The 24225-nt window shown below is 75.2% G+C and carries 21 protein-coding genes; 12 read left to right on the forward strand and 9 right to left on the reverse strand.

Annotated elements, in window-relative coordinates; all coding sequences use genetic code 11:
• Positions 1 to 71: 71 nt before the first annotated feature.
• The 4 genes from ACFU74_RS24175 to ACFU74_RS24190 all read right to left on the reverse strand — a co-directional run bounded on the left by ACFU74_RS24175 (position 72) and on the right by ACFU74_RS24190 (position 4481).
• Positions 72 to 209, reverse strand: a complete 138-nt coding sequence (locus tag ACFU74_RS24175; protein WP_380760138.1) for a SapB/AmfS family lanthipeptide — start codon at positions 207 to 209, stop codon at positions 72 to 74.
• A 24-nt stretch (positions 210 to 233) separates the two neighbouring features.
• A complete protein-coding gene (lanKC, locus tag ACFU74_RS24180) occupies positions 234 to 2840 on the reverse strand; it encodes a class III lanthionine synthetase LanKC (RefSeq protein ID WP_380760141.1) in 2607 nt (868 codons plus the stop codon).
• 594 nt (positions 2841 to 3434) lie between these two features.
• A complete protein-coding gene (locus tag ACFU74_RS24185; protein ID WP_380760144.1) occupies positions 3435 to 3914 on the reverse strand; it encodes a hypothetical protein in 480 nt (159 codons plus the stop codon).
• Positions 3915 to 3995: 81 nt separating this feature from the next.
• The gene (locus ACFU74_RS24190; RefSeq protein WP_380760146.1) at positions 3996 to 4481 is read right to left on the reverse strand and encodes an FBP domain-containing protein; all 486 of its coding nucleotides are present in this window, start codon (positions 4479 to 4481) and stop codon (positions 3996 to 3998) included.
• A gap of 229 nt (positions 4482 to 4710) precedes the next feature.
• Between ACFU74_RS24190 and ACFU74_RS24195 the strand changes: the two genes are divergently transcribed.
• From ACFU74_RS24195 to ACFU74_RS24205, 3 genes are all read left to right on the forward strand, one after another.
• Positions 4711 to 5349, forward strand: a complete 639-nt coding sequence (locus tag ACFU74_RS24195; protein WP_380760148.1) for an HD domain-containing protein — start codon at positions 4711 to 4713, stop codon at positions 5347 to 5349.
• Between the two features lie 178 nt (positions 5350 to 5527).
• Positions 5528 to 8899, forward strand: a complete 3372-nt coding sequence (locus ACFU74_RS24200; protein ID WP_380760150.1) for a LamG-like jellyroll fold domain-containing protein — start codon at positions 5528 to 5530, stop codon at positions 8897 to 8899.
• A 110-nt stretch (positions 8900 to 9009) separates the two neighbouring features.
• Complete coding sequence (locus ACFU74_RS24205; RefSeq protein WP_380760152.1) at positions 9010 to 9891, forward strand: RimK family alpha-L-glutamate ligase; 882 nt, start codon at positions 9010 to 9012, stop codon at positions 9889 to 9891.
• 28 nt (positions 9892 to 9919) lie between these two features.
• Here the strand turns inward: ACFU74_RS24205 and ACFU74_RS24210 are convergent, their stop codons facing one another.
• Positions 9920 to 10918, reverse strand: coding sequence for a PHP domain-containing protein (locus tag ACFU74_RS24210; RefSeq protein WP_380760154.1), 999 nt, complete (start codon positions 10916 to 10918; stop codon positions 9920 to 9922).
• A gap of 124 nt (positions 10919 to 11042) precedes the next feature.
• On the opposite strand from ACFU74_RS24210, the gene rpmG reads away from it, so the two are divergent.
• Both rpmG and ACFU74_RS24220 read left to right on the forward strand, forming a co-directional pair.
• Positions 11043 to 11207: a 50S ribosomal protein L33 gene (gene rpmG, locus ACFU74_RS24215; protein WP_380760156.1), complete on the forward strand. Its 165-nt coding sequence runs from the start codon at positions 11043 to 11045 to the stop codon at positions 11205 to 11207.
• Between the two features lie 79 nt (positions 11208 to 11286).
• Positions 11287 to 11835, forward strand: a complete 549-nt coding sequence (locus tag ACFU74_RS24220) for a GNAT family N-acetyltransferase (RefSeq protein WP_380760158.1) — start codon at positions 11287 to 11289, stop codon at positions 11833 to 11835.
• 22 nt (positions 11836 to 11857) lie between these two features.
• Here ACFU74_RS24220 and ACFU74_RS24225 read toward each other — a convergent pair whose 3' ends face one another.
• The 3 genes from ACFU74_RS24225 to ACFU74_RS24235 form a co-directional block, all read right to left on the reverse strand.
• Complete coding sequence (locus ACFU74_RS24225; RefSeq protein WP_380760160.1) at positions 11858 to 12271, reverse strand: hypothetical protein; 414 nt, start codon at positions 12269 to 12271, stop codon at positions 11858 to 11860.
• A 197-nt stretch (positions 12272 to 12468) separates the two neighbouring features.
• Positions 12469 to 12948, reverse strand: a complete 480-nt coding sequence (locus ACFU74_RS24230; protein ID WP_380760162.1) for a hypothetical protein — start codon at positions 12946 to 12948, stop codon at positions 12469 to 12471.
• 126 nt (positions 12949 to 13074) lie between these two features.
• A complete protein-coding gene (locus ACFU74_RS24235; protein ID WP_380760164.1) occupies positions 13075 to 13614 on the reverse strand; it encodes a hypothetical protein in 540 nt (179 codons plus the stop codon).
• 283 nt (positions 13615 to 13897) lie between these two features.
• Between ACFU74_RS24235 and ACFU74_RS24240 the strand changes: the two genes are divergently transcribed.
• Positions 13898 to 16582 (forward strand): LuxR C-terminal-related transcriptional regulator, encoded by a 2685-nt coding sequence (locus tag ACFU74_RS24240; RefSeq protein WP_380760166.1) that lies wholly within the window; start codon positions 13898 to 13900, stop codon positions 16580 to 16582.
• Positions 16583 to 16621: 39 nt separating this feature from the next.
• Here the strand turns inward: ACFU74_RS24240 and ACFU74_RS24245 are convergent, their stop codons facing one another.
• The gene (locus ACFU74_RS24245; protein ID WP_344344548.1) at positions 16622 to 16822 is read right to left on the reverse strand and encodes a hypothetical protein; all 201 of its coding nucleotides are present in this window, start codon (positions 16820 to 16822) and stop codon (positions 16622 to 16624) included.
• A 205-nt stretch (positions 16823 to 17027) separates the two neighbouring features.
• On the opposite strand from ACFU74_RS24245, the gene ACFU74_RS24250 reads away from it, so the two are divergent.
• The 6 genes from ACFU74_RS24250 to ACFU74_RS24275 all read left to right on the forward strand — a co-directional run bounded on the left by ACFU74_RS24250 (position 17028) and on the right by ACFU74_RS24275 (position 24222).
• Positions 17028 to 18857, forward strand: a complete 1830-nt coding sequence (locus ACFU74_RS24250; RefSeq protein ID WP_380760169.1) for a glycoside hydrolase family 15 protein — start codon at positions 17028 to 17030, stop codon at positions 18855 to 18857.
• Positions 18858 to 18901: 44 nt separating this feature from the next.
• On the forward strand, positions 18902 to 19300 hold the full coding sequence (locus tag ACFU74_RS24255) for a hypothetical protein (protein WP_380760172.1): 399 nt from the start codon (positions 18902 to 18904) through the stop codon (positions 19298 to 19300).
• Complete coding sequence (locus ACFU74_RS24260) at positions 19297 to 20706, forward strand: MFS transporter (RefSeq protein ID WP_380760174.1); 1410 nt, start codon at positions 19297 to 19299, stop codon at positions 20704 to 20706. Before ACFU74_RS24255 ends, ACFU74_RS24260 begins: the two co-directional genes overlap by 4 nt.
• A 213-nt stretch (positions 20707 to 20919) precedes the next feature.
• On the forward strand, positions 20920 to 22980 hold the full coding sequence (locus ACFU74_RS24265) for a discoidin domain-containing protein (RefSeq protein WP_380760177.1): 2061 nt from the start codon (positions 20920 to 20922) through the stop codon (positions 22978 to 22980).
• A gap of 156 nt (positions 22981 to 23136) precedes the next feature.
• A complete protein-coding gene (locus ACFU74_RS24270) occupies positions 23137 to 23628 on the forward strand; it encodes a VOC family protein (protein ID WP_380760179.1) in 492 nt (163 codons plus the stop codon).
• Positions 23629 to 23754: 126 nt separating this feature from the next.
• Positions 23755 to 24222 carry a MarR family winged helix-turn-helix transcriptional regulator gene (locus ACFU74_RS24275; RefSeq protein ID WP_380760182.1) on the forward strand — a complete coding sequence of 156 codons (468 nt, stop codon included), beginning with the start codon at positions 23755 to 23757 and terminating at the stop codon, positions 24220 to 24222.
• Positions 24223 to 24225 lie beyond the last annotated feature (3 nt).

The following is a 24225-nucleotide window of genomic DNA, read 5'->3' on the forward strand; positions in this document are numbered from 1 at the left end:
GCCGGGTGGTCCGCGGGACCACACCGGCCGGCTCGACCGTTACGGACCGCCCGGGCGGGCGGCCGGTCGGGTCAGAGGCAGAGCAGCGTGCTGACGGTGCTGGTGCCGCAGTTGATGACGCTCAGCGAGCTGGCGCTGGCGAGCGTGTCGTCGATCGGGGCCGCCTCGGTCTCGGGCAGCTCCAGGGTCTGGAGGTCGAGGATCGCCATGACGTTCTCCTTCGGTGCGGTGGATCACCCGGCCGGGCGGCCGGGAGTCTGTGGGGGGCACGGGCCGCAGGGGCCCTGGGTGAAGGGAAGGAAGGGGGTGCCGGCCAGGGCGGTGCCCAGGGCCAGCAGGATTCCGGCCGAGCCGGTCGCCAGGTCCGTCGACAGACGCAGCAACTGGTCGCCGGGGAAGGCGAGGTGGCCGTGGAAGGGGACCAGGTGGAGTGCCAGCAGGGCGCGGTGCCGGGTGAGCAGGGGTTCCGTCGTCGCCGGGTCGCCGGTCAGAGCGAGGTGGGCGAGGAGTCCCGCCCGCCCGTTGAACAGGCCGGGCTGGATCACGAACTCCGGTTCCGCCGCCTTGCGGATCATCGTCTGCCGTCCGGCCGACAGGCTGTCGGGCCGGTGGGCGAGCAGCGCGGCGAGGGCGAGGCCGATCCCCGTGCTGCCGGTTTCGATGTAGGGCAGCACCCGGCGCCGGTCGACCACCTGGAGGGTGCCGTCCGCGACCTGGACGCAGCGTTCGAGGTCGAGTTCCAGGAGGCTCTCGGCCTGGTCCAGCAGGGCGTGGTCCCCGGTGTGCTCGTACAGGCGGACCAGGGCGAGCGCGGCGCCCGACGCTCCGGCCAGCAGGCCGGCCCGCCGCCGGGCGTCGCCGCGGCCGGTCTTCTCCCAGGTCGTCGCGGCACTCCTGGCGGCGGCCAGGGCCTCCTCCAGCAGCCGCTCGTCCCCGGTGGCGCGTGCGAAGTGGAGCAGCGTGAGGGCGATGCCCGGGCCGCCGGAGGCGAGCGTCGGGGTCGGGGCCGTCCCGTCCTCGGCGGCTTCGGCCGCGCGGAGGCGGCGCAGGAGTCCGGACGCCCGCTCGTGCTCGCCCAGCAGGTCGAGGACGTAGGCGACGCCGTGGCCGCCGTGGTAGAGCCCGGGGGCGAGGCCTCGGTCGCGGGCGGCTTCGGCGAGCCACCGAACGTGTGCGGCGTCGACGCCGGCGCCGGTCGTGTGCAGGGCGTAGAGCACCCCGGCCGCGCCGTGGGCCAGGCCGAGCCCGCCGTGGGTGAACTGGGCGACGTCGCCCGGGAAGAGCCGGTCGGCGCGCTCGGGGGTGGCCGCCGCGGCGATGCCGGCGGCCAGCGAGTCCCTGATCGCGGGCCAGTCGGCGACCGGGGCCTCCAGCAGCGCCCGGGTCTCGGCGCGACCGGCGCCCAGTTCGGGGCGGGGCGTGCGGCCGTCCCCCGGGGAGTGGGCAAGCCGGCGGCGGATCTCGTCGGTGTAGCCGGGCGGCACCGGGAAGCGCCGCTCGATCGCGTCCGCGAGCCGGCCGGCGCTGTCCTGGTCCAGCGCGGTGAGCTGGACCAGCGGGTAGAAGAGCCACAGGCGCAGCGCCGCCAGCGCGTACCGGTCGATGTCCGTCCCGGTGCGGCCGAGCGGGGCGGTGAAGCCGGCAGCGCCCAGTGCGGGGCGCAGGAAGTCCTCGACGGTGCTGGCGAGTTCGAAGTCGATGAGGCACAGCTCGCCGTCCGGCCTGATGATCAGGTTCCGGGGGTGGAGGTCGCCGAAGACGACGCCGCGGGCGTGGATCCGCTCCAGGGCCCGTTCCACCTGGTCGACGATCGCCAGCGCGTCCCGGGTGTACGCGGCGACGGCGTCCTCGTCGGCGTCGGGGTGGATCAGCGGGTAGCGGGCGGTCAGCCACTCGCTGAGGGACTGGCCGGCCACGTACTCCTGGACGAGGAACTCGTGCTCCCAGGCCGTCAGCAGTCCGTGCTGGGCGGGGACCCCGGGGACTCCGGCCAGCCGGTCCAGGACGGCGTGCTCGTTGTGCAGCCGGGTCACCGCGTCCACGCCGCGCTGGTCCAGCCCCGCGTACGGGCGGGCCTCCTTGAGTACGACCGGCGGACCGTCCCGCCCGTCGCGGGCCAGGTAGACGCCGCCGGCGTTGGAGAAGTGCAGCACCCGCTCCACGGTGTACGGCAGGCCGGTGTCGCGCTGGACCGCGCGCTCGGCGACCGCCTGGGCGATGCACTCCGGCACCGGCGCCCAGGAGGGGACGGTGAAGGCGGCGCCGCGCACGTCCGGGACGAGCCGCCCGTCGGGCGTGGCCAGGGCCAGCACCCGTTCGCCCGACCCGTCGCGGCAGTGGCGCTCGGCGAAGCCTCCGTACCTCAGGTAGAGCGGGCCGTCCTGCCAGCGCAGGTCGCTGAGGATGTAGGGGCCCTTCCGGCCGGCGAGCAGCGCGCCGAGGCCGTCGAGGCAGCGCGCCAGCTCGGCGTCGTCCACCGGGTAGAGCGTGCAGAACTTCCCGCTGGAGCCGCGTGGCGCGTACTTGGAGTTCTGCACCTGGAGGATGGGCAGACCGCGCAGGAACTTGAAGGTGATCCGTTCGCGCAGGCAGTAGGCGTGGACGGTCTCCAGCACCTCCTCCGCGGTCGCGGTGCACGAGGAGACGTGGATCTTCCAGCCCTGGTCCGGGATCCGTACGCCGGCGGGGCGCACCACCGCCCACATCTCCAGGTCCCCGCGATCCCAGCCTTCGGGCAGCGGGCGGGTGACGGCGGCGAACTCCTCGTGCGCTCCCCAGCGGCGGGGCGAGTCGTAGAAGAGCGGGTCGGCGTAGGCGTAGGCCTCGTACCGGTTGTCCAACGGAACCCTCCTCGTGGCGGGGGTCGGCGCGGGCGGGACGGCGTGGGGCGGAGCGGGAGGCGCGGAACAGCGCGGTGCGGCGCGGCATGGAGCGGTACGGCGCCGGGCGCGGCGGGGCGGGTGGTGTACGGCGGGAGGCCCGATCCCGGAGCGGAATTCCGGTATGGCGATCAGGCCATCCGAATAATGAGTTCCGTCTCGACGCCGCCGCAACGGCGCGCAATCCACGGTGCCGGCCGGAATCGCGCACCCCGGCCGCCCATGGCGCCGCCGCGCGAGCGGGGCACGGGGATGCGCGCCGCCCCGCGGTCCGGGAGCGGACGGAACGCCCATCGGCACAGGCCAGGGGCGGCGCGCGCCCGGCGCGCCGTCGGGTCCGGCCGTCGAGGGGATGTCGCCACCCTCGGCCTACAACTCGAACAAATGCCCGGCGTTTGATATTGCCGTTCTATTTCCGGAGTATTTCAAGCGGCCGGGAAATTTGTTTTCCCTTGACCGACCGGGAGCCTCATCGGAATGATTCGTTCGCACGAGTCCGACCCCGGACGCCACTTCCGCCCCGTCAGGACCGGGGGCGGGTCATCAGGGACCGGGTCACCGGGGGCCGAGTCGCGCGTAGCCGGCCGTGCCGTGCAGCACGGCGCCGGCGGTGCGGGCCGCCTCCAGGCTCCGGCCGAGCACCTCCGCGCCCTGTTCCGGGGCGAGGTCCATGAGATCCGACGGCCAGGTCCCCGGCGGCACGACGAGTACGACCACCAGGCCCCGGCCCTCGGCGGCCGCCACCCAGCCGGGCGAGGCACGGACCTCGGAGGCCGGCTCCCAGAGCTGGCGGCCGCCCACCAGGACGAGCCGGCTCAGCACGTTGCCGTGCAGCCCGACCACGGCGGTGGTGGCGGGCGGCTCCCCCGCCGCCAGCACGAAGCCGCTGTCCACCGCGCTCTCGACGAACTCCTCGTACAGCCGCGGCCCGATCTCCACGATCAGTTCCGCGAACGGCGGCCCGGCCGCCGTCGCGCGTACCGCCAGCGCCCAGACCATCGGCGCCGCTCCACCGTCACCCGCTTCGTCCGCCATACCCCTTCAACGAGCCGGCCGCCCGATCGGAGCGGGCCGACCCCGTCGGCCGCGGCGAGGCCGACGCCCCTCCTCCGCCCGCTACTCCAGGACCTTGGCGAGGAAGGCGGTGAGGTTGCCCATCATGCGGTCGACCTTCTCCTCCAGGGTGAGCGACTCGCGGAACCGCGTACCGGGGTCCTTCAGACCGCGCACGTAGAGCGAGCAGGCCAGGTCGGCGCACATGTAGGCACCGACGGAGTGGCCCTGCTTGCCGGCCTTCCCGGCCCTCGGCGCCACCAGCAGGGAGACCCCGTCGGCGTGCGGGGTGCGGCACAGCGAGCAGAGGCTGCCCCGGGCCTGCCAGGCCGTCGCCCCGGAGGCGCGCAGCACGATGGCGACCAGGCGGCCGTCCAGCTCGATCACCAGGTAGCCGCGGTCGGGGGCCTGCGGGTCGCGCCAGCCGAGGAAATCGAGGTCTTCCCAGGGGCGTTCGGCCAGGTCCCGCGGCACGTTCAGCCGGGCGGCCTCGCCCTTGCTGCAGTTCACGAAGGCGGCGCGGATCTCGGATTCGGTCAACGGCTTCATGCCGGCCAACGTAAATTACCCGGTAATCCTGGGCAAATGGATTAATCGCCCAGGTGAGCGATCCGGCGGTCATGGCGCGCGGGCCTCGACGCGGCCCCTGCCCGCGCGTCAGGACGCGCCCCCCGGCGCGCCGCTCGGACGAACGGCGGTACGGGTCTGGCGCCCGCCCCCGCCGCCGGGCGAGGGTGGTGGAGGCCCACCGAGCGTTCCCCAGCGGAAGGAAGTCGAGATGAGCGAGACCGTCGCCGGCGTGCGGATCCCGGACAGCGTCCTGGCCCGGGAGGCCACCGAACTGGTCAGGGAGACGGCCTCCCCGCTGCTGTTCGACCACTCCCGCCGGGTGTTCCTGTTCGGCGCGCTGCGCGGCGCGGAGCAGAAGCTGGACTTCGACCCCGAGCTGCTCTACGTCGGCGCGATGTTCCACGACCTCGGGCTCACCCCGCGCTTCGCCGGCACCGACCAGCGCTTCGAGATCGACGGCGCCGACGAGGCCCGCCGCTTCCTGCACGCCCACGGCATCACGGGCGAACCCGCCGACCGGGTCTGGACGGCGATCGCCCTGCACACCACCCCGGAGATCCCGCTGCACATGGCGCCGGAGGTCGCCCTGGTCACCCGGGGCGTGGAGCTGGACGTCCTCGGCATCGGCTACCACGCCGTCACCGACGCCGAGCGCGCCGCCGTCACCGCCGCCCACCCCCGGCCGGACTTCAAGAACCGCATCCTCGCCGCCTTCACCGAGGGCATCAGGGACCGGCCCGCCACCACCTTCGGCAACGTCAAGGCCGACGTGCTGGCCCACTACCTGCCGGGCTTCGAGCGAGGCGACTTCGTCGAGGTCATCAAGGGCTCCCCTTGGGCGGAGTGACGGACGGTCAGCCCACGGCCGACGGGGCGTCGCGGGCCACGCGGTGCGCACGCGACGGACATCCTCCGTACACACGACCGGCCTACAGTCCGCCGTCATGAATCGATCATGTTCACGCGGGGAGGGTCGCGGGCCCGGGCTCCGGTCCCGCGCCCTGCGGATCCTCCGGCCGGCCTGGGTGGCGGCGCTCTGCACGGCGGTCCTGCTCACCCTGGCCGGCCCGCCCGCCGGGCAGGCCGTCGCGAGCGGGGTCAGCGGCACCGCCGACCAGGTGCTCTTCGCGGGCGGCACCGGCGGCTACGGCTGCTACCGCATCCCGGCCCTGGTCCGCTCCGCGGCGGGCACCCTGCTCGCCTTCGCCGAGGCCCGCAAGTCCCCGACCTGCGCCGACCGCCAGGACATCGACCTCGTGGTGCGCCGCTCCACCAACGACGGCCGCAGCTGGGGCCCGGTCGAGCTGGTGCTCTCCGGCAGCCCCGACAACGCCGACCAGCCCTACACCCGCGGCAACGCGGCGCCCGTGGTGGACGCCACCACCGGCCGGATCCTCCTGCTCTCCACCTCCAACCCCGCGACGCCGACCGGCAAGCGGCTGCCCTGGATCCAGCACAGCGACGACGACGGCCGCACCTGGTCCGCGGCCGAGCAGCTGACCTCGACCTTCTCCGGGAACACCAACGGCTGGTTCGCCACCGGCCCCGGCCACGGCGTCCAGCTCACCCAGGGCCAGCACGCCGGCCGTCTGGTCGTCGGGGCGCACCAGGTCCCGTCGGCCGGCACGGACTACGCGGGCGTGCTGTACAGCGACGACCACGGCGCCACCTGGCAGGCGAGCGCGACCCCCAACTCCTACGTGGCGGACCCGGCCAACCCGGGCCAGGCGCTGGTAAACCCCGGCGAGGTGTCCGTCACCGAGCTGCGCGGCGGCAGCGTCTACGCCATGGCGCGCAACCAGATCGGCGGCAACGCCAACCACCGCACCCGGGCGACCAGCACCGACGGCGGGACCACCGTGCCCGCCGCCACCGTGATCCCCTCGCTGGTCACCCCGGACGTCCAGGGCTCCGTGCTCGCCCTGCGGCAGACCTGGCAGAACGCGTCGGGCGACACCCTGCTGTTCTCCGGCCCGGCCGATCCCACCAGCCGCAAGAACATGACCGTGCGGTACTCCACCGACAACGGCATCACCTGGAAGACCCCCGCCAACGGCCTGATCACCGGCAACGCGTCGGGCTACTCCGACCTGGTGGAGACCGTCGGCGGCGAGGTCGGGCTGCTCTACGAGACCGGCACCACCTTCTCCGCGGACCAGATCCACTACCGCACCCTCACCCCGGCCGCGCTCGGGGTGCCCGGCGGCTTCCACGGCGACGGCTCCGACCAGCAGCAGGTCGCCGCGGCCGTCACCACGCCCGACGCGAGCTCGCAGCACGGCGACGCCTACCCGCGCGGCGGCGCCGCGCTCGGCGCCGGCCGCTTCTACCAGGGCCTGGTGCTCGACAACACCGGGACCGCCGCCCAGTACGCGGACCTGCCGTGGTCGCGCCCGACCGACCCCGGCGCGGGCGACTTCACCTACGCCCTCTGGTTCAAGTACCGGGCGACCGCCGCCACCGCCCAGCAGGTCCTGTTCTGGGGCTACGGCGTCGGCGCCTCCGCCCCGCAGGTGTGGCTGCGCGCCCAGCCCGGCCAGGACCGGCTCTACGGCTGGGTGCAGGGCACCGACGCCGGAACCCCCGTCAGCCTGCCCGACCCGTCGGCGGCGACCGCCTTCGGTGACGGCGCCTGGCACCTGGTGACCCTGTCGCGCACCGGCGGCACCGTCAGCCTGGCGGTCGACGGCGGCACCCCGGCCACCGCCACCGGCGTCACCGGCGCCGTCACCCCGGGCCCGGCCGACCGGTCCACCGGGCTGCGCATCGGCGCCAAGGCCAACGCCGCCGCCGACGACCGCTTCACCGGCTCACTGGACGAGTTCCGGCTGTACCGCACCGCGCTGACGCCCGCCCAGACCACCGCGCTGCGCGACGCCAACGCGGCCGAGCTCTCGCCCGCCGCCGACGCGGCGCTCGGCGTGCGGCTGCCCTTCCAGGTCCTGGACGGCGCGGTGGTGCCCACCCGCTCCACGATCGCGATCGAGGAGGACGTCTCCGGGCACTGCGCCGACGGCACCCTGCTGGGCAGCGGCAAGCCCTCGCTGGTGGCCGGCCGGGTCGGCGCGACCGGCCTCGCGGTCGGCGGCACCCACCCCGGCGTCGAGGTCCCCTACACGCCGACCCTGGACGTCGGCTCGGGCGACTTCACCTACACCGTCTGGTTCAAGTACCAGGCCGGCACCGGCGACCAGGCCCTGCTCTGGGCCTACGGCTCCACCTCCGGACAGCGCTCGCTGTGGGTGCGGGCGCAGCCCTCCCAGGACCGGCTCCACGCCTGGGTGCAGACCACCACCGACACCGTCTCGGTGACGCTGCCGGACACCTCCTCGGCCACCGCCTTCGGCAACGACGCCTGGCACCTGATGGCCCTCACCCGCACCGGCGGCACGGTGCGGCTCAGCGTGGACGGCGGCGCGGGCGTCTCCGTCGACGGCCTCACCGGGTCGCTGACGGCCGCCCCCGAACAGGGCATCGAGGGCCTGCGGGTGGGCGCCAAGCCCACCGGCACCGATGTGCTGACCGGCTCGCTGGACGACGTCCGGCTCTACCACCGGGCGCTGAGCGCCGCCGAGCTGGCGGCGGTGGCCGGCTCCCCGACCGGCAGCAGCGGCTACTACCCGGCCGACCTGCCCGCGCTCTGGTGGAGCTTCGAGAGCCAGTGGACCCAGCAGCACGACGTGGTGCGCCTGGACAACGGGCCGTCCACCCCGGACAGCTCCGTCCACTGCGTCAACGCCCGGGTGGACGGCGGGGCCGGGCTCACGCCGTCCGGCGCGTTCGGCGCGGCGCTCGCCCTGGACGGCACCGACGACGCCGTGCGGCTGCCCTACCGGTCGGCGGTGGCGCTGGGCGCCGGCGACTTCACCATCAGCACCGAGGTCCGCTTCCAGGCCGGGCCGGCCGACCCGGAGCAGGTGCTGGTCTGGGCCTACGGGGCGGGCTCCGCCGAGCGGCAGATCTGGCTGCGGGTCCAGCCCGCGCAGGACCGCCTCCACGCGGCCTTCGAGACGGACACCGCGACCACCACGGTGACGGCGGTGGACGCCTCGGCGGCCACGGCGTTCGGCGACGGGCTCTGGCACCAGGTGGCGCTGCGCCGCTCCGGCGGCACGCTCCAGCTGCTGGTGGACGGCGCTGTGGTGGGCTCGGCGCCCGTCCCGGCGGGCTCGGTGACGGTCACCGACGCGTTCGCGGTCAACGGGTTCGAGCTCGGGGCGAAGCCCGACGGCACCAACCGGTTCACCGGCGCGTTCGACGAGTTCCGGATCCACCGCCGGGCGTTGACCGACCAGGAGCTGGTGTCCGTGCACAGCACCAACGCCGACCTGGGCCCGGTCACCGCCGTCCGGCTCGGCTTCGACTCGCTCAGCCCGACCGGCTTCGCCAAGGGGTGAGCCCCGGGTGAGCCGGCCCCGGGTGGATCCGGGGGGTGCCCCGCGACGCCGCGCGCGTCGCGGGGCATCCGCGCTTCCGCTCCCGGACTGGCCGGGGCCAAGCTGGGGGCATGACTGTTGGCAGGGTCGCCCTGGTGACCAGCGAGGCCGGTCTCGAACTCGACGAGGACCTGCCGGCCGTGGTGGCGGCACTGGGCGAGCGGGGGCTGGCGGCGGAGCCTGTGGTGTGGGGCGGTGCGGGCCGGACGCCCTGGGAGAGCTTCGACCTGGCGGTCGTCCGCTCGACCTGGGACTACGCGGAGCGGCTCGACGAGTTCCTGGCCTGGGCCGACGGCACGGCGCGCGCCACCCGGCTGTGGAACCCGGCGCCGCTGATCCGCTGGAACAGCGACAAGCACTACCTCGCGGAGCTGGCCCGGCGCGGGGTCGCCGTGGTGCCGACACGATTCCTGGAGCCCGGGTCCCCGGACGGCCCGGCGTGGCCCGACGGCCCGGACGGCGTCGTGGTCAAGCCGGTCGTCTCGGCGGGCGCCGTGGACACCGCCCGCTACGAGGCCGGCCGGTCCGGGGAGGCCGCCCGGCACGCCCGGGCGCTGCTGGAGCGGGGCCGCGGTGTGATGGTCCAGCCGTACCTGCCCCGGGTGGCGGAGGGGGAACGCGCGCTGGTCCTGTTCGACGGCGAGTTCAGCCACGCGGTCCGCAAGGGGCCGGTGCTGACGGAGCCGGGGGTGATCGACAACGACCGCCTCCCGCACCCCGACGTCACCGCGCACCGGCCGACGGAGGCGGAGATCCGCACCGCACTGGCGGCCCTGGCGGCGGTGCCCGCGGCCCGTCCCCCGCTGTTCGCCCGGGTGGACCTGGTGCTGGACGCCGGCGGGGCGCCGGTGGTCCTGGAGCTGGAGCTGGTCGAACCGAACCTCTTCCTGGACACCGATCCGCTGGGCCCCGGCCGGTTCGCCGACGCGGTGGCGGCACTGCAGCGGGGCTGAGCCGAAGCGGGCGCTCGGCGCCGGGCGCTCAGCGGTGGCCCGTCCACTCCGGCAACCGACCGAGCGGCCAGGTCGTCACCAGCCGGTCCGGGCCCAGACCGGCCTTCGCGGCGCGCGCGTAGCCGGTGGCCTGCCGGCGGAGCTGCTCGGGCGCGTGGGCGTCGGTGTCCACCGCGAAGAGGCAGCCCGCCTCCGCCGCCAGCGCCAATAGGTCGTCCGGCGGGTCGCGCCGCTCGGGGCTGCAGTTGATCTCCACCGCCGTCCCGGACCCGGCGCAGGCCGTGAAGACCTCGCGGGCGTCGAAGCGGGACTGCGGGCGGCCCCGGCCGGTGATGATCCGGCCGGTGCAGTGCCCGAGCACGTCGACGTGCGGGTTGCGCACGGCGGCCACCATCCGGGCGGTCATCGGTCCGGGGTCGGAGCGCAGCCTGGAGTGAACCGAGGCCACCACCACGTCGAGCCCGTCGAGCAGTTCCTCCTCCTGGTCGAGCGAGCCGTCCTCCAGGATGTCGCACTCGATGCCGGTCAGCAGCCGCAGGCCGGAGCCGGGACGGGCGTTGACGGCGGCCACCGCGGCCAGTTGCAGCCGCAGCCGGTCGGGACTGAGGCCGTGGGCGACGGTGAGCCGCGGCGAGTGGTCGGTGAGGACCGCCCAGCGGTGCCCCAGCTCGCCCGCCGCCTCGGCCATCACCTCGATCGGGCTGCCGCCGTCGGACCAGTCGGAGTGCAGGTGGCAGTCGCCCCGGCTCGCCGTCACCAGGTCCCAGCCGGCCCGGGCCCCAGGGCCGCTCTCCTCCTCCAGCCGCGCCAGGTAGGCGGGCACCGCGCCCGCCGAGGCCTGGGCGATCACCTCGGCGGTGACCGGGCCGACCCCGTGCAGCGTCCGGGCGCGGGCCGCGTCCACCGGGCCGGCCGGCAGCGCGCGGACGGCGTCGGCCGCCGTGTGGAACGCCCGCACCCGGTACGGCGAGGCGTCGCGCCACTCCAGGAGGAAGGCGATCCGCCGGAGCGCTTCGACCGGATCCATGCCTCCAGTGTTCGCCGGCCCCGGGGCCTGCGCGCGGCCTGTGCGCGCCCGGGAATGCACGGCGCGGGGCCCACGTTGGACGCGGGTGAAAACGATTTCCGTCTCCGATCGGGAGGACCTCTCCATGGCCCGCAACGACCTGCGCCCGGTGATCAGGCTCCGTTCCACCGCCGGTACCGGCTACACCTACGTCACCCGCAAGAACCGCCGCACCGACGCCGACCGGATGGTGCTGCGCAAGTACGACCCGGTCGCCGGGCGGCACGTCGACTTCCGCGAGGAGCGCTGAGCGCAGCCCCTGGTGCGGCCGCGAGGTGCGGCCCCGCGGCTCTGGCGGCGCGGCGGCGGCGCGGGTCATGATGGCCCCCATGGGGCGACCGAGGGGAACCATCGACTGCGGGGACTTCACCCTGCGCCGCTGGCGCGGACTGCCGGACCTCGCGGCGGCACTGGTGCTGATCGAGGAGTCGCGGGAGCATCTGCGGCCCTGGGAGTACTGGATCACCGGGCACGACGAGGAGATGACCCGGGGCTTCCTCGAACGGTCCGTCGTGCGGTGGGAGGCGGGCGAGGTGTTCAACTACGCCATCGCCGGCGGGGACGGGCCGCTGCTCGGGATGTGCCAGGCCTACCGTGCGGCCGACCCCCGGGGGCCGCGGCTGGGGTACTGGCTGCACCCGGACGCCATTGGCCGCGGCATCGCGACCCGGTCGGCGGCGGCGCTGGCCGCCGAGATGTTCACCCTGCCGGGCGTGGAGTACGTGGAGATCGCGCACGACCTGGCCAACACCCGGAGCGGCGCCGTCCCGCGCCGGCTGGGTTTCGCGGAGGTCCGGCGCGGGCCGCTCGCACCGCCCGTCGCTCCGGCTGACAGCGGGATCGAGGTGGTCTGGCGGCTGGAGCGGCCCGTGGACTGACCCGGGCGGACGGCGTGCGCGGTCAGACGTGCGGGACGGTCGGGCCGCCGCTCGCGCGGTTCGCGCCGAGCGGGGCGAGGATCGTGGTGGCCGCCGCCAGGGACTCGGCGAGCCGGGCGGCGGTTCGGCTGGCCTCGTAGAGCTGCTCGCGGGCGTCGCGGGCGCTCCTGGCGGCCGCGAACGCCGCGTCCCCGGCGGCGACGGAGGCGATCCGGCCGGCCGCCTGCTCGCTGCTGAGGAACGCCTCGACGTGGTCCAGCAGTTCGGGCAGCCGCGCGGTCAGCCCGGCCAGCGCGCCGACGGTCTCGGCAGCCTCGGCGGCGTGCAGCAGAACCGGTCGGCCGCCCTGCGGGGCGGCGCCGGCGGCGCGCAGCAGTTCGGCGGCCTCGGCGGCCAGGTGGGCGACGGACAGGTTCGGGGGGACGGGCCGGGTCATCGGTTTCCTCCTCGGCGGTGGCGACGGTGCGGCCGGGTGGACGCCGACGGCCCGCCGGCGTCTTCCGACGGGCCGTCAGCACCGGCCCGGGGGCGCGTCTTCCCGCGGCGGCGCGCGGTATGCCACCCGATTCCGGCCGAGGAGTACGAGGAGTACGAGGAGTACGAGGAATCCGGGGGGGTAGGGGGGTCCGGGGCTCAGGTGTCGCCGCCGGGCCCCGGCGGCTGTTCGGAGCGTTCCGGGGCCCACCGGCCCGGGGTGGCGTAGGCGGTCAGCGCGTAGATGGCGACGACGTCGATCGCGATGATCGTCAGCGACCAGACCGGGTAGGACGGGACGAAGGACATCTGCGCGAAGGCGTTGAGCACCAGGACGACGACGCCGGCCCACCGGGCCCACTGCGTGCGCAGGGCCAGGACGCCGTAGGCGGCGCCGAGTTGGGCGACGGCCAGGGCCAGCATCACCCAGCCCCAGGCCAGCAGGTCGCCGAAGACGAAGTGGGCGTCCCCGATGAAGACGTGCGAGCCGGCGATGGCGGAGATGCCGTCCAGCGCGTTCAGGGCACCCACCAGCACCAGCAGCACACCGGCGAAGGTCAGCAGCCCGGACCCGACGTGGTCGTCGGTCGCGGGCGTCCCAGCCGACGGGGTGGCGCCGTGGGGAACGGCGGCGGTCATGGTTGCCTCCAGGTGGTCCGGCCGTGGCCCGGCTCCGGGTGCGGGGCACGGCAGGTACGGGGCACGGCCCCGGCCACCACTGCGCCACGCCGGCCCGGCCCCGGGGACCACCCGCTCCGGGTGATTTCAGTGCCCCACCGCCACCTTGGCCGCCACGATCACCAGCCCCAGCAGCAGGTTGACCGCGCCCTCGACGAGCACCTGGCGCGGTGCGGCCCCCGCCCGGCGGGCGCCCAGGCCCGCCCAGCCCACCTGCTGGGCCACCGCGACGCCGAGCGCCAGCCAGGCGTTCTCCCCCGCCCCCAGCCAGGGGCTGAGCAGCACCGCCAGGGCGGGCAGCGCCGCGGCCTCGACGATCGGCCACTCGTGCCGCCCCACCCCGCGCACCTGGTGCCAGGTGACCTGGCGGCCGGCCTCGCGCTGTCCGGCGACGTGCGCGTAGACGTGCGCCGCCCAGAACACCAGCCCGGTGACCGCCAGCAGCAGGACGAGCGAGATCCGCGGGTGCGGTCCGCTCGGGCTGGAGGCCGCGATCACGGAGGCCGCGAGCATCGAGCCGTAGACCGCGCCCGCGTAGTCGGTCCGCGCGGGCCGTCCGGGGGCCGCTCCGGGCGGTCCCGGCGGGCCGGGGACGGGCCCGCGGGACGCCGGTCCGGGGACGGTCACGACGGCCTCCTGCGGGATCGGTGCCGGGCCGCTCCACCGGGGCCGGCCCTCGCGTCGATCGTCGCCGCCGCTCCGGCGCCCGGCCTCACCCCCGGAGGGTGACGCGGGGTGCCCCGGCGCTCGGATGGCACCCGGCGCCCGGGCCGTACTACCGTCTAAGTGGCGCCTCCCGGAGGCGCCCGCAACGGCGCGCCCGCGGCCCGCCGCTCCGCGCCCGGCCGTGCCCTCCCGCACGGCGGAACCACCAGGCGGTGGCCACATGCCGCACACCCGCACCGCACCCGTGAGGCTTCCGAACGGGGACCCGCTGCTGGACACCCGGGTCCGTCCGCCCGGTCCGCCCGCCGCCACCTTCCTGCGCCGCGAGCGGCTGCTGCGCCGGCTCGACACGGCCGCGTCCCGGCCGGTGACCCTGGTCGACGGGCCCGCGGGGGCGGGCAAGACCCTGCTGGTGGCCGACTGGCTGGCGCGCGGCCGGCTCCCCGGCCCCGCGGGCTGGCTCACCCTGGAGGAGGGCGACAACCAGCCCGGCACCTTCTGGGCGTACGTCCGCGAGGCCCTCCAGGGCGGCGTGCCCGGGCTGCCCGACGAGGTCGGCGCACCGGCGAGGGCCGAGCACGTCGAGCCGTCCCTGCTGGTGCGGCTGGCCGCCTGGATCAACGCCCGGCCGCAGCCGCTGGTCCTGGTGCTGGACGAGTTCGAGCACATCGACAACCCGCGGCTCACCGGGCAGCTGCACGACCTGGTCCGCCACACCGCCGGGCGGCTGCGGCTGGTGCTGGTCGGCCGGCGCGAGCCGCTGCTGCCGCTGCACCGCTACCGGGCCGCCGGCGAACTCGGCGAACTGCACGCCGCCGACCTCGCACTCAGCCGGGCCGAGGCGGGCGCGCTGCTGGAGCGCCACGGGCTGCGCCTGGACGCGTCCACCGTGGACGCGGTGCACCGGGCGGTGTCCGGCTGGGCGGCCGGGCTGCGGCTGCTCGCGCTCGCCGCCAAGGACGCCGACGACCCCGGCGCCTACCTCGGACGGATCGACGCCGGGCACGCCGCGCTCTCCGACTTCCTGCTCGCCGAGGTGCTGCGGACCCAGCCCGCGCCCACCCAGGACCTGCTGCTGCGCTGCAGCATCCTGGGCCGGGTCCACCCCGACCTCGCCGACGCGCTCACCGGCCGCCGCGACGGCCGGCGGATCCTGGAGCGGCTGCACCAGGAGAACGCCTTCACCGAGGCGCAGTCCGACGGCTGGTACCGGCTGCACCCGATGTTCGCGGGCATCCTGCGGCTGCACCTGCGGGCCGCCGCGCCGGAGCGGGTCGACGAGCTCCGGGTGCGGGCCGCGCACTGGCTCGCCGGCCACGGCCGGCACCGGGCCGCGCTGGACCAGGCCGCCGAGGGCGGCGACTGGGCGCTGGCCGCGCGGCTGCTGGTCGACGGGCTCGCCCTCGGGGAGCTGGTCGCCGGGCGGGACGCCACCCGGCTGTGCGCCCTGTTCTCCCGGATGCCGCCGACCGAGCGGACCCCCGCCGCCGAACTCGTCCGCGCGACCCTCCGCCTGGACCGCGACGACGCGGAGGGCGCCCTGCTGATCCTGGAGCGCGTCGAACCCCTGCTGGCGGAGCAGCAGACCCCGTACCAGCTGGCGGCCGCCTTCGTCCGTGCGGAGGCCGCCCGGCTGCTCGGCTCGGCCGCGCTCGCCGAGCGCGCCGCCCGCCGGGCCCACGAGCTGGCGGCCCGGGCACCGGCCGAGCTGCTGGACGGGCACCCGGAGCTGCTCGCCCTGGTGGACGCCGGCCTCGGCTCCGCGCTGCTGTGGCACGGCCGGCTCGACGAGGCGCGGGCGGCCCTGGAGCGCGCGGCGCGAGCCGCGCCCTCGCCCGCCACCGCCCGGCTGCGCCACGACGCGCTCTGCCGGCTGGCGCTCATCGACCACCTGCGCGGCCGCTCCGGGCGCGCCGAGCACCGGGTGCGCGAGGCCGACGAGGAGGCCGACCGCTCCAGCCTGCCGCCCGACAGCCGCACCGATCTGCGCGACCTGCTGCTGGCCGCCACCGCGCTGGAGCGCGACGAGCCGGCCGCCGCCCGCAGGGCGCTGCACCGGTCGGCGGGCCGCCCCGCGCCCGGGCGCGATCCGCTGGTCGCGCTCGGCAACGCGGTGGTCGGGGCGGGGCTGGAGCTGTCCCAGGGGCGGCCCGACACCGCGCTGCGGCTGCTGGCGGAGGCCCGGGAGCACGAACTCGCCGATCGGCCGTCCGAGTGGAGCCGTGAGCGCCTGGCCGTCACCGCCTGCGCCGCGCAGCTGGCGGCCGGCCGCCCGCGGGCGGCGGTGGCGGCCCTGGACGGCGTGCCCACCCGGGCACCGGACTCGCGCCTGGTGGCGGCCCGGGCGCACCTCGCCGCCGGGATCGACGAGGCTCAGGCCCTGGAGCAGCTGCGCGCCCTGCGGGACGACCCCGCCGTGGGCAGCGCCACCCGTACCCGGGCGCTGCTGCTGCTGGCCCAGGCCTGCGCCGAGCCCGACGGGCCGGACGGCGCCCGGCTGCTCGCGCAGGCGCTCGCCACCGCCGAGCCGGAGCACCTGCGCCGGCCGTTCCGCGAGTCCGCCCCCTGGGTGCGGCGCCAATTGCGCCGGCGGCCGCAGCTGGCCCTCGCCCATCCCTGGCTGCCCGGCGACCTGCGCCCGTCCGCCCCCGGCCCGGGGCCGCACCCGGACGGCCCCGACCCGGACGGCGGGCCGCCGCCCGCCGGGCCGCCGATGGAGCCGCCGACGGAACCGCTGACCGGGCGGGAGCGGGACGTCCTGCTGCACGCGGCGCGGATGCTGTCGACCCAGGAGATCGCCGACGAGCTGTTCCTGTCGCCGAACACGGTCAAGACGCACCTCAAGAGCATCAACCGCAAGCTGCTGACGGCCAACCGCCGCGAGGCGGTGCGCACCGCCGCCCGGCTGCACCTGCTCGACGAGCCGTGAGCCGGGCCGTGAGCCGGGCCGCGAGCCAAGAAGCCCCGCTCACTCCGGCAAGCGGTGCAGCTCCGTCACCCGCAGCCCCAGTGCCTGGCAGCGGTTCAGCAGTCCGAACAGGTGGGCCTCGTCCACCACGTCCCCGTACAGGACGGTGTGGTCGGGCACGACCCTGCTCTCCATTTCGGGGAAGCCCTCCCGGCGGGTCGTCTCCTGCAGTACGCCGGACACCCGGATCTCGTAGCGCATGGGGCCGGCTCCCTTCGCCTCGACGGTGGCCTCCAGCCTGGCCGCACGGCGCGGTGCGGCGCATCACCCCCACGAGGTGACCCGCCGGTCCGCCGCGCCCCGGCACTCCGGGCACTCACCCGCCCGGGGTGATCCACCGCCCTGGCAGCCGTCCGTACGGTGGCGGCGCAGGCAGTTCCCGCCGTCCGCCGAGGGAGCACCCACCATGAGCCCCTACCCCCCGATCGCCGACCACGGCCTGATCGGAGACCTGCAGACCGCCGCCCTGGTCTCCACCGACGGCGACATCGACTGGTGGTGCACGCCCCGGTTCGACTCCCCCAGCCTCTTCGCCTCCCTGCTGGACGACACCGGGGGCGGCCGGTGCCGGCTGGCCGTCGACCGGGAGGCCGTGCCGGAGGTCCGGGTGAAGCAGATCTACCTGGCCGGTACGGCGATCGTGGTCACCCGCTTCCTGGCCCCGCAGGGCGTGGCGGAGGTGATCGACTTCATGCTCCCCGACACCTCGGCGAGCCCGTCGGACCGGCACCGGATCGTCCGCGGCGCGCGGGTGGTGCGCGGCCGGGTGCCGTTCGTGCTGGAGTGCCGGCCCCGCTTCGACTACGGCCGCGCCGCCCACCGGCTCAGCCTGCCCGACGAGCACACCGCCCTGCTGCGCTCGCCCGGCCAGGAACTGTGCGTGCGCACCACCGCCCCGGTGGCGCTGCACGCCGACGGCGAGGACGTCACCGCTCGGTTCACGCTGGCCGCCGGGGAGCTGGCGACCGTGGAGCTGACCTCGCTGCCGCCGGGCGGCGAGCCGCCTCCCGCGCCGCGCGACGAGGACGCCCTCGCCGCCTTCGACGCCTGCCGGGCGTACTGGTACGGCTGGCTGAAGTCGTCCAACTACCAGGGCCGTTGGCGGCAGATCGTGGACCGCTCGGCGATCACGCTGAAGCTGCTCAGCTACCGGCCGACCGGGGCGCTGATCGCCGCCGCGACGATGGGCCTGCCGGAGCAGGTCGGCGGCGAGCGCAACTGGGACTACCGCTACACCTGGATCCGGGACGCCTCGCTCTCCGTGCACACCCTGATCGGGCTCGGCTTCCGCGAGGAGGCGCAGGCGTTCCGCCGCTGGGTGCGCGAGCGGATCGAGGCCGCCGGCGCCGAGGGCGAGCGGCTGCAGATCATGTACCGGATCGACGGCGACCCGCACCTGAGCGAGGAGACGCTCGGCCACTGGGAGGGCTACCAGGGCTCCGCCCCGGTGCGGGCCGGCAACGCCGCCGCCGACCAGCTCCAGCTCGACATCTACGGCGAGGCCGCCTACGCGTTCGCCGCCGGGGACGGCGACATGGGCGCGCTGCGCGGCTGGGACGCGTTCCGCCGGCTGGTGGACTGGCTGACCGAGCACTGGGACCGCGCCGACGAGGGGATCTGGGAGACCCGCGGCGGGCGCCAGGACTTCACCTACAGCCGGCTGATGTGCTGGGTGGCCTTCGACCGGGCCGTCCGGCTGGCCCGCACCCACGCCCGCCCCGCCGACCTGGACCGCTGGAGCTCGGTGCGCGACGACATCCTGCGCCAGATCGTGCAGCGCGGCTGGAACCCGAAGCGCGGGGCCTTCGTCCAGCACTACGACACCGAGGTCCTGGACGCCTCGCTGCTGCTGATGCCCAAGGTCGGCTTCCTCTCCCCCACCGACCCGGACTGGCTCTCCACCCTGGACGCGATGGACCGGGAGCTGGTCTGCGACAGCCTGGTCTACCGCTACGACCCGGCCGCCTCCCCGGACGGGCTGCGCGGCACCGAGGGCACCTTCAACCTCTGCTCCTTCCTCTACGTCGAGGCCCTCGCCCGGGCGGGCCGGGTCGAGCAGGCCCGCTACGCCTTCGACAAGATGCTCACCTACGCCAACCACGCGGGCCTGTTCGCCGAGGAGATCGGGCCCTCCGGCGAGCAGCTGGGCAACTTCCCGCAGGCGTTCACCCATCTGGCCCTCATCGACGCGGCGCTCGCCCTGGACGAGGAGCTCGACCGCCGGGGCGCCGCCTGAGAACGCGCCCGGCCCGGGCACAGGTCCGCGAAAGGAGTCCGGCCATGGCCTCATCCACCCACCCGGCACGGCCCCGCCGCAACCTGCTGCCGTTCGCGGGCGTCGCGATGATCCTGCTGGCCCTGTTCAACGGGTGGGACGCGATGGCGGCGCTGATCGACTCGCCCGTCGTCACCGGCACCGACCGCTACGTCTTCGGCGACCTGCACAGCCTGGGCTGGGCGGTGCTCGCGCTGGCCGTCGCCCAGGGCCTGGCCGGCATCACGCTGCTCACCGGCGACCTCCCCGGCCGCTGGTTCCCGGCGACGGTGCTGTGCGCCAACGTCTTCGTGCAGTTCGTCTTCGTGGCGAGCTACCCCGCCTGGTCACTCATGATCATCGCGATCGACGTGGCCGCGCTCTACGCGGTGCTCACCGCGCCCGACGGACGGAGCCGGGAATGACCACCACCGCTGCCGCGAGTCCCGCCCCGGCCGGACGGCGCGTCCTCGCCCCGCTGGCCCTCGCCCAGTTCATCTGCAGCTTCGCCGGCTCCAGCATGAACGTGATGATCAACGACATCAGCGCGGACCTCGACACCAGCGTCCAGGGCGTCCAGGTCGCGATCACCGTCTTCCTGCTGGTGATGGCCGCCCTGATGATCCCCGGCGGCAAGCTCACCGACCGCTGGGGCCGCAAGCGCTGCCTGATGCTGGGCCTCGCCGTCTACGGCGTCGGCGCCCTGCTCAGCGCGGCCGCCCCCGGGCTCGGGGTGCTGATCCTCGGCAACTCGGTGCTGGAGGGCGTCGGCACCGCCCTGCTGATCCCCCCGGTCTACATCCTGACCACCCTGCTGTTCACCGGGACGGCCGCCCGGGCCCGCGCGTTCGGCACGATCATGGCGCTGGGCGGCGTCGGCGCGGCCGCCGGTCCGCTGATCGGCGGCCTGCTCACCACGGCGATCGACTGGCGTGCCAACTTCGGCTTCCAGGTCCTGGTGGTGGCGGTGATCCTGTTCCTCACCCGCACCCTGGAGGATCCGCTGCCCGCAGAGCCCGACCGGCCGTTCGACACCGTCGGCGCGGTGCTGTCGGCGGCGGGCCTGGTGCTGCTGGTCACCGGCATCCTCGCCGCGGACGACAACACCTGGCTGATGATCGGCCTGCTGGCCGCGGGCGCCGTGGTACTGGCCGCCTTCTTCGGCTGGATCCGCCGGCTGGAGCGGGCGGGCCGCGAACCGCTGCTGGCCACCAGCCTGTTCCACAACCGCGTCTCCAACCTGGGCCTGGTCACCCAGAACGCCCAGTGGCTCGTCCTGATGGGCGTCTCGTTCACCGTCGGCGCCTACCTCCAGGTCGTCCGCGGCTACAGTGCGATCGCCACCGGCGGCGTCTTCACCGCCGCCACCCTCGGACTGCTGGCCTCCTCGCTCGCCGCCGAGCGGCTGGCGAAGCGGCGCGCCCAGCGCACCCTGATCGTCACCGGCTTCGCCACCACCACGGCCGGCATCCTGGTGCTGCTCCTGCTGGTGCGCGCCTTCGGCGGCGCCTGGGCGTTCGCGCCGGGCCTGCTACTGATCGGGCTCGGCCTCGGCCTGATGCTCACCCCGTCGGTCAACGTGGTGCAGTCCGCGTTCCCGGACAGCCGGCAGGGCGAGATCTCCGGCCTGTCCCGAAGCGTCTCCAACCTCGGCTCCTCGCTGGGCACCGCCGTGGCCGGCACCATCCTGGTCTCCGCGCTCTCTCCCAACGGCTACGCGGCGGCGATGATCGTCCTGGCCGGCTTCGGTGTGGTCGGCCTCGGTGCGGCGCTGTTCCTCCCGCACGACCGGCCGCCGGGCGGCGGGGCTCACCGCCGGGCGCGGCGGTGAGCGGGCCGCGGCGGTAACCGGACCGCGGCGGCGGCGCGCGCCGAACGGCCGGTTCCGTCACGGCTATTGACGGAATGTCCAACAGTGGCGATTCTCGTCACACCGAGTACGCGGGACCCGACAGCCGCCCCCGGGGGCGCCGCGGTGCCGCGGACGGCGGGCGTCGGCCGCGTCGTCGGACCGCCCGTCCGTCCCTCCGGAACTGGGGTGCCCATGACCCGACTCCCCCACGCACGCCTGCGATTCGCCACCCTGCTCGCCGCGCTGCTCGCCCTGGTCGCCGCCGCCCTCGCCGCGCCGGCGCGCGGGGCCGGCGGCGCGAACTGGTGGGACCCGGTCGCCCGGCCGGCGCCCGACGCCGCGATCGGCGTCACGGGCGAGCCGTTCACCGGCACCGACGCCCGGGGCCGGGTCCGCGGCTTCGTCGACGCGCACGACCACATCCTCTCCAACGAGGCCTTCGGCGGCCGGCTGATCTGCGGCAAGGCCTTCTCCGAGGCGGGCGTCGCGGACGCCCTCAAGGACTGCCCCGAGCACTACCCCGACGGCTCCCTCGCCGTCTTCGACATGATCACCAACGGCGGCGACGGCCGGCACGACCCGGTCGGCTGGCCGACCTTCGCCGACTGGCCGTCCCATGACTCGCTGACCCACCAGCAGAACTACTACGCCTGGGTGGAACGCGCCTGGCGCGGCGGCGAGCGGGTGCTCGTCAACGACCTGGTCACCAACGGGGTGATCTGCTCGGTCTACTTCTTCAAGGACCGCGACTGCGACGAGATGACCTCCATCCGCCTCCAGGCGAAGCTCAGCCACGACATGCAGGCCTACGTCGACCGGATGTACGGCGGCCCCGGCAAGGGCTGGTTCCGGATCGTCACCGACAGCGGGCAGGCCAGGGAGGTCGTCCGGCAGGGCAAGCTCGCCGTGGTGCTCGGGGTGGAGACCTCGGAGCCGTTCGGCTGCAAGCAGGTGCTGGACGTCGCCCAGTGCGGGCGCGCGGACATCGACCGCGGCCTCGACGAGCTGTACGGGCTCGGCGTGCGCAGCATGTTCCTGTGCCACAAGTTCGACAACGCGCTGTGCGGAGTGCGGTTCGACGAGGGCGGGCTGGGCACCGCGATCAACGCGGGCCAGTTCCTGTCCACCGGCACCTTCTGGCAGACCGAGCCGTGCACCGGCCCGCAGCACGACAATCCGATCGGCCTGGCACCCGCCCCGGCCGCCGTGCAGAACCAGCTCCCCCCGGGCGTGGCACTGCCCGCGTACGCGGCCGGCGCCCGGTGCAACACCCGGGGCCTGACCGAGCTCGGCGAGTACGCGCTGCGCGGGATGATGCGGCGCGGCATGATGCTGGAACTCGACCACATGAGCGTCAAGGCGGCCGGGCGGGCGCTGGACGTCCTGGAGTCCGAGGCCTACCCGGGCGCGATCTCCTCGCACAGCTGGATGGACCTCGGCTGGACGGAGCGCGTCTACCGGCTCGGCGGCTTCGTCGCCCAGTACATGAACGGCGCGGAGGCGTTCAGCGCGGAGGCGAGGCGCACCGACGCGCTGCGCGACAAGTACGGCGTCGGGTACGGCTACGGGACCGACATGAACGGGGTCGGCGGCTGGCCCGGTCCGCGCGGCGCCGGCACCGCGAACCCGGTGCGCTACCCGTTCCGGACCGCCGACGGCGGCTCCGTGGTGGAGCGGGCCACCGCCGGCAGCCGCACCTGGGACGTCAACACCGACGGGGCCGCGCACTACGGCCTGGTGCCGGACTGGCTGGAGGACGTCCGGCTGGTCGGCGGGCAGGACGTGGTCGACGACCTGTTCCGGGGCGCGGAGTCCTACCTGACCACCTGGGGCGCCTCCGAGCGGCACCGGTCCGGGGTGAACCTCGCCGCCGGCGCCTCGGCCGCCGCCGGCTCCGCCGAGTGGAACCCGTTCACCGACTACGGGCCCGGCCGGGCCGTCGACGGCAGTCCCTCCAGCCGGTGGGCCAGCGACTGGAGCGACGACCAGTGGCTGCGGATCGACCTGCCCGCGACCACCCTGGTCGGCCGGGTCACCCTGGACTGGGAGCGCGCGTACGCCCGGGCCTACCGGATCGAGGTGTCCACCGACGGGACGGCCTGGCGGACGGTGTGGTCCACCGCCTCCGGCGACGGCGGCCTGGACACCGCGCGCTTCCCCGCCGTCCCGGCCCGGTACGTGCGGATCCACGGGGAGCAGCGCGCGACCGGGTGGGGGTACTCGCTGTACGAGGCGGGCGTCTACCGGGGCTGACGGGCTCGCGCGACCGGCTGCCGGGGCGCCGCCGGCGAGTTGCGGCCGCCCCGGTGCCCGGAAGAATTGAGCGCGGACGGCTCTCCGGGGGCCGGCCCGACCGGCCGGCCGGCGCCGCCCCGACGGAGGAGGGCCGCAGGACGAAGGGGATGTCCCGTGACCGTATCCAGCACCCCGGTCAACCTCACCCGCGCCGCCCACGTCGGGATCTCGGTCTCCGACCTGGACGCGTCGATCGCCTTCTACACGGCCCTCACCGGCCGGGAGCCCGTCGCCGAGGGAACGATGCACAGCGTGCCGTTCGGCAGGTCGCAGGGGCTGCCGGTCGCCAAGCTCCGGTACGCCACGATCAACCTGGACAACAGCCTCGGCATCGACCTCATCCAGTTCCAGGAGCCGGTCGGCGAGCGGACCGACGGGGTGGCGAACCGCCCCGGCTCGATGCACCTGTGCCTGCGGGTCGACGACTTCGACGCGGTGTACCGCCGGATGAAGGAGGCCGGGTACGACTTCCTCGGCGACGACTACACGTTCATCGCGGGCGAGGTCACCCCGGAGGCGGCCCTGGGTACCAAGGTCGCCTACTTCAACGACCCCGACGGCACCAACCTGGAGATCATCCAGCCCGAGGGCGGCTTCGCGAGCTGAGCACGGCGGTCGTGCGCGGGCAGCCCGGGCCAGAGATACTTGCGCTAGCCTCTTATCGGCCCTAGCCGGTATTCACCTTCATGGCTTACCCTTGGGTACAGTCACCAACGGAAGGAGACCGGCCTCATGACCGCCACGGACCCCGCGCTCACCGCCCTGGCCAGCGGCTGGGGTGCGCTTTCCCTCCTGCACGGCAGGATCGAGTCGCACATCGAGCGCGCCCTGCAGTCCAAGCACGACCTGAGCGTACGGGAGTACTCGCTGCTCGACGTGCTCAGCCGCCAGCACGACGGCGAGGGAGGCCACCTCCAGATGAAGCAGGTCGCCGACGCCGTCGTGCTCAGCCAGAGCGCGACGACGCGACTGGTCACCCGACTGGAGGACCGCGGCCTGCTGCTGCGCTACCTCTGCCCCACCGACCGCCGCGGCATCTACACCAATGTCAGCACGGAGGGGCTGAAGCTCCTGGAGGAGGCCCGGCCGACCAATGACGCCGCCCTCCGCGAGGCGCTCGACGAGGCCGCACGCAACCCCGAGCTGGCCTCGCTGGTCGCGGCCGTCGAGGCCGTGGACGCCCCGGTCCCCCTGGGCTAGGCC

This window comes from Kitasatospora sp. NPDC057500 (assembly GCF_042802195.1).
Taxonomy (GTDB): domain Bacteria; phylum Actinomycetota; class Actinomycetes; order Streptomycetales; family Streptomycetaceae; genus Kitasatospora.

What these genes read in the sequence shown, in the direction of transcription:
- ACFU74_RS24175 (WP_380760138.1), bottom strand. Translation starts at nt 209, where the DNA reads ATGGCGATCCTCGACCTCCAGACCCTGGAGCTGCCCGAGACCGAGGCG.
- ACFU74_RS24185 (WP_380760144.1), bottom strand. Translation starts at nt 3,914, where the DNA reads ATGGCGGACGAAGCGGGTGACGGTGGAGCGGCGCCGATGGTCTGGGCG.
- ACFU74_RS24190 (WP_380760146.1), bottom strand. Translation starts at nt 4,481, where the DNA reads ATGAAGCCGTTGACCGAATCCGAGATCCGCGCCGCCTTCGTGAACTGC.
- ACFU74_RS24195 (WP_380760148.1), top strand. Translation starts at nt 4,711, where the DNA reads ATGAGCGAGACCGTCGCCGGCGTGCGGATCCCGGACAGCGTCCTGGCC.
- ACFU74_RS24205 (WP_380760152.1), top strand. Translation starts at nt 9,010, where the DNA reads ATGACTGTTGGCAGGGTCGCCCTGGTGACCAGCGAGGCCGGTCTCGAA.
- ACFU74_RS24210 (WP_380760154.1), bottom strand. Translation starts at nt 10,918, where the DNA reads ATGGATCCGGTCGAAGCGCTCCGGCGGATCGCCTTCCTCCTGGAGTGG.
- rpmG (WP_380760156.1), top strand. Translation starts at nt 11,043, where the DNA reads ATGGCCCGCAACGACCTGCGCCCGGTGATCAGGCTCCGTTCCACCGCC.
- ACFU74_RS24220 (WP_380760158.1), top strand. Translation starts at nt 11,287, where the DNA reads ATGGGGCGACCGAGGGGAACCATCGACTGCGGGGACTTCACCCTGCGC.
- ACFU74_RS24225 (WP_380760160.1), bottom strand. Translation starts at nt 12,271, where the DNA reads ATGACCCGGCCCGTCCCCCCGAACCTGTCCGTCGCCCACCTGGCCGCC.
- ACFU74_RS24230 (WP_380760162.1), bottom strand. Translation starts at nt 12,948, where the DNA reads ATGACCGCCGCCGTTCCCCACGGCGCCACCCCGTCGGCTGGGACGCCC.
- ACFU74_RS24245 (WP_344344548.1), bottom strand. Translation starts at nt 16,822, where the DNA reads ATGCGCTACGAGATCCGGGTGTCCGGCGTACTGCAGGAGACGACCCGC.
- ACFU74_RS24250 (WP_380760169.1), top strand. Translation starts at nt 17,028, where the DNA reads ATGAGCCCCTACCCCCCGATCGCCGACCACGGCCTGATCGGAGACCTG.
- ACFU74_RS24255 (WP_380760172.1), top strand. Translation starts at nt 18,902, where the DNA reads ATGGCCTCATCCACCCACCCGGCACGGCCCCGCCGCAACCTGCTGCCG.
- ACFU74_RS24260 (WP_380760174.1), top strand. Translation starts at nt 19,297, where the DNA reads ATGACCACCACCGCTGCCGCGAGTCCCGCCCCGGCCGGACGGCGCGTC.
- ACFU74_RS24265 (WP_380760177.1), top strand. Translation starts at nt 20,920, where the DNA reads ATGACCCGACTCCCCCACGCACGCCTGCGATTCGCCACCCTGCTCGCC.
- ACFU74_RS24275 (WP_380760182.1), top strand. Translation starts at nt 23,755, where the DNA reads ATGACCGCCACGGACCCCGCGCTCACCGCCCTGGCCAGCGGCTGGGGT.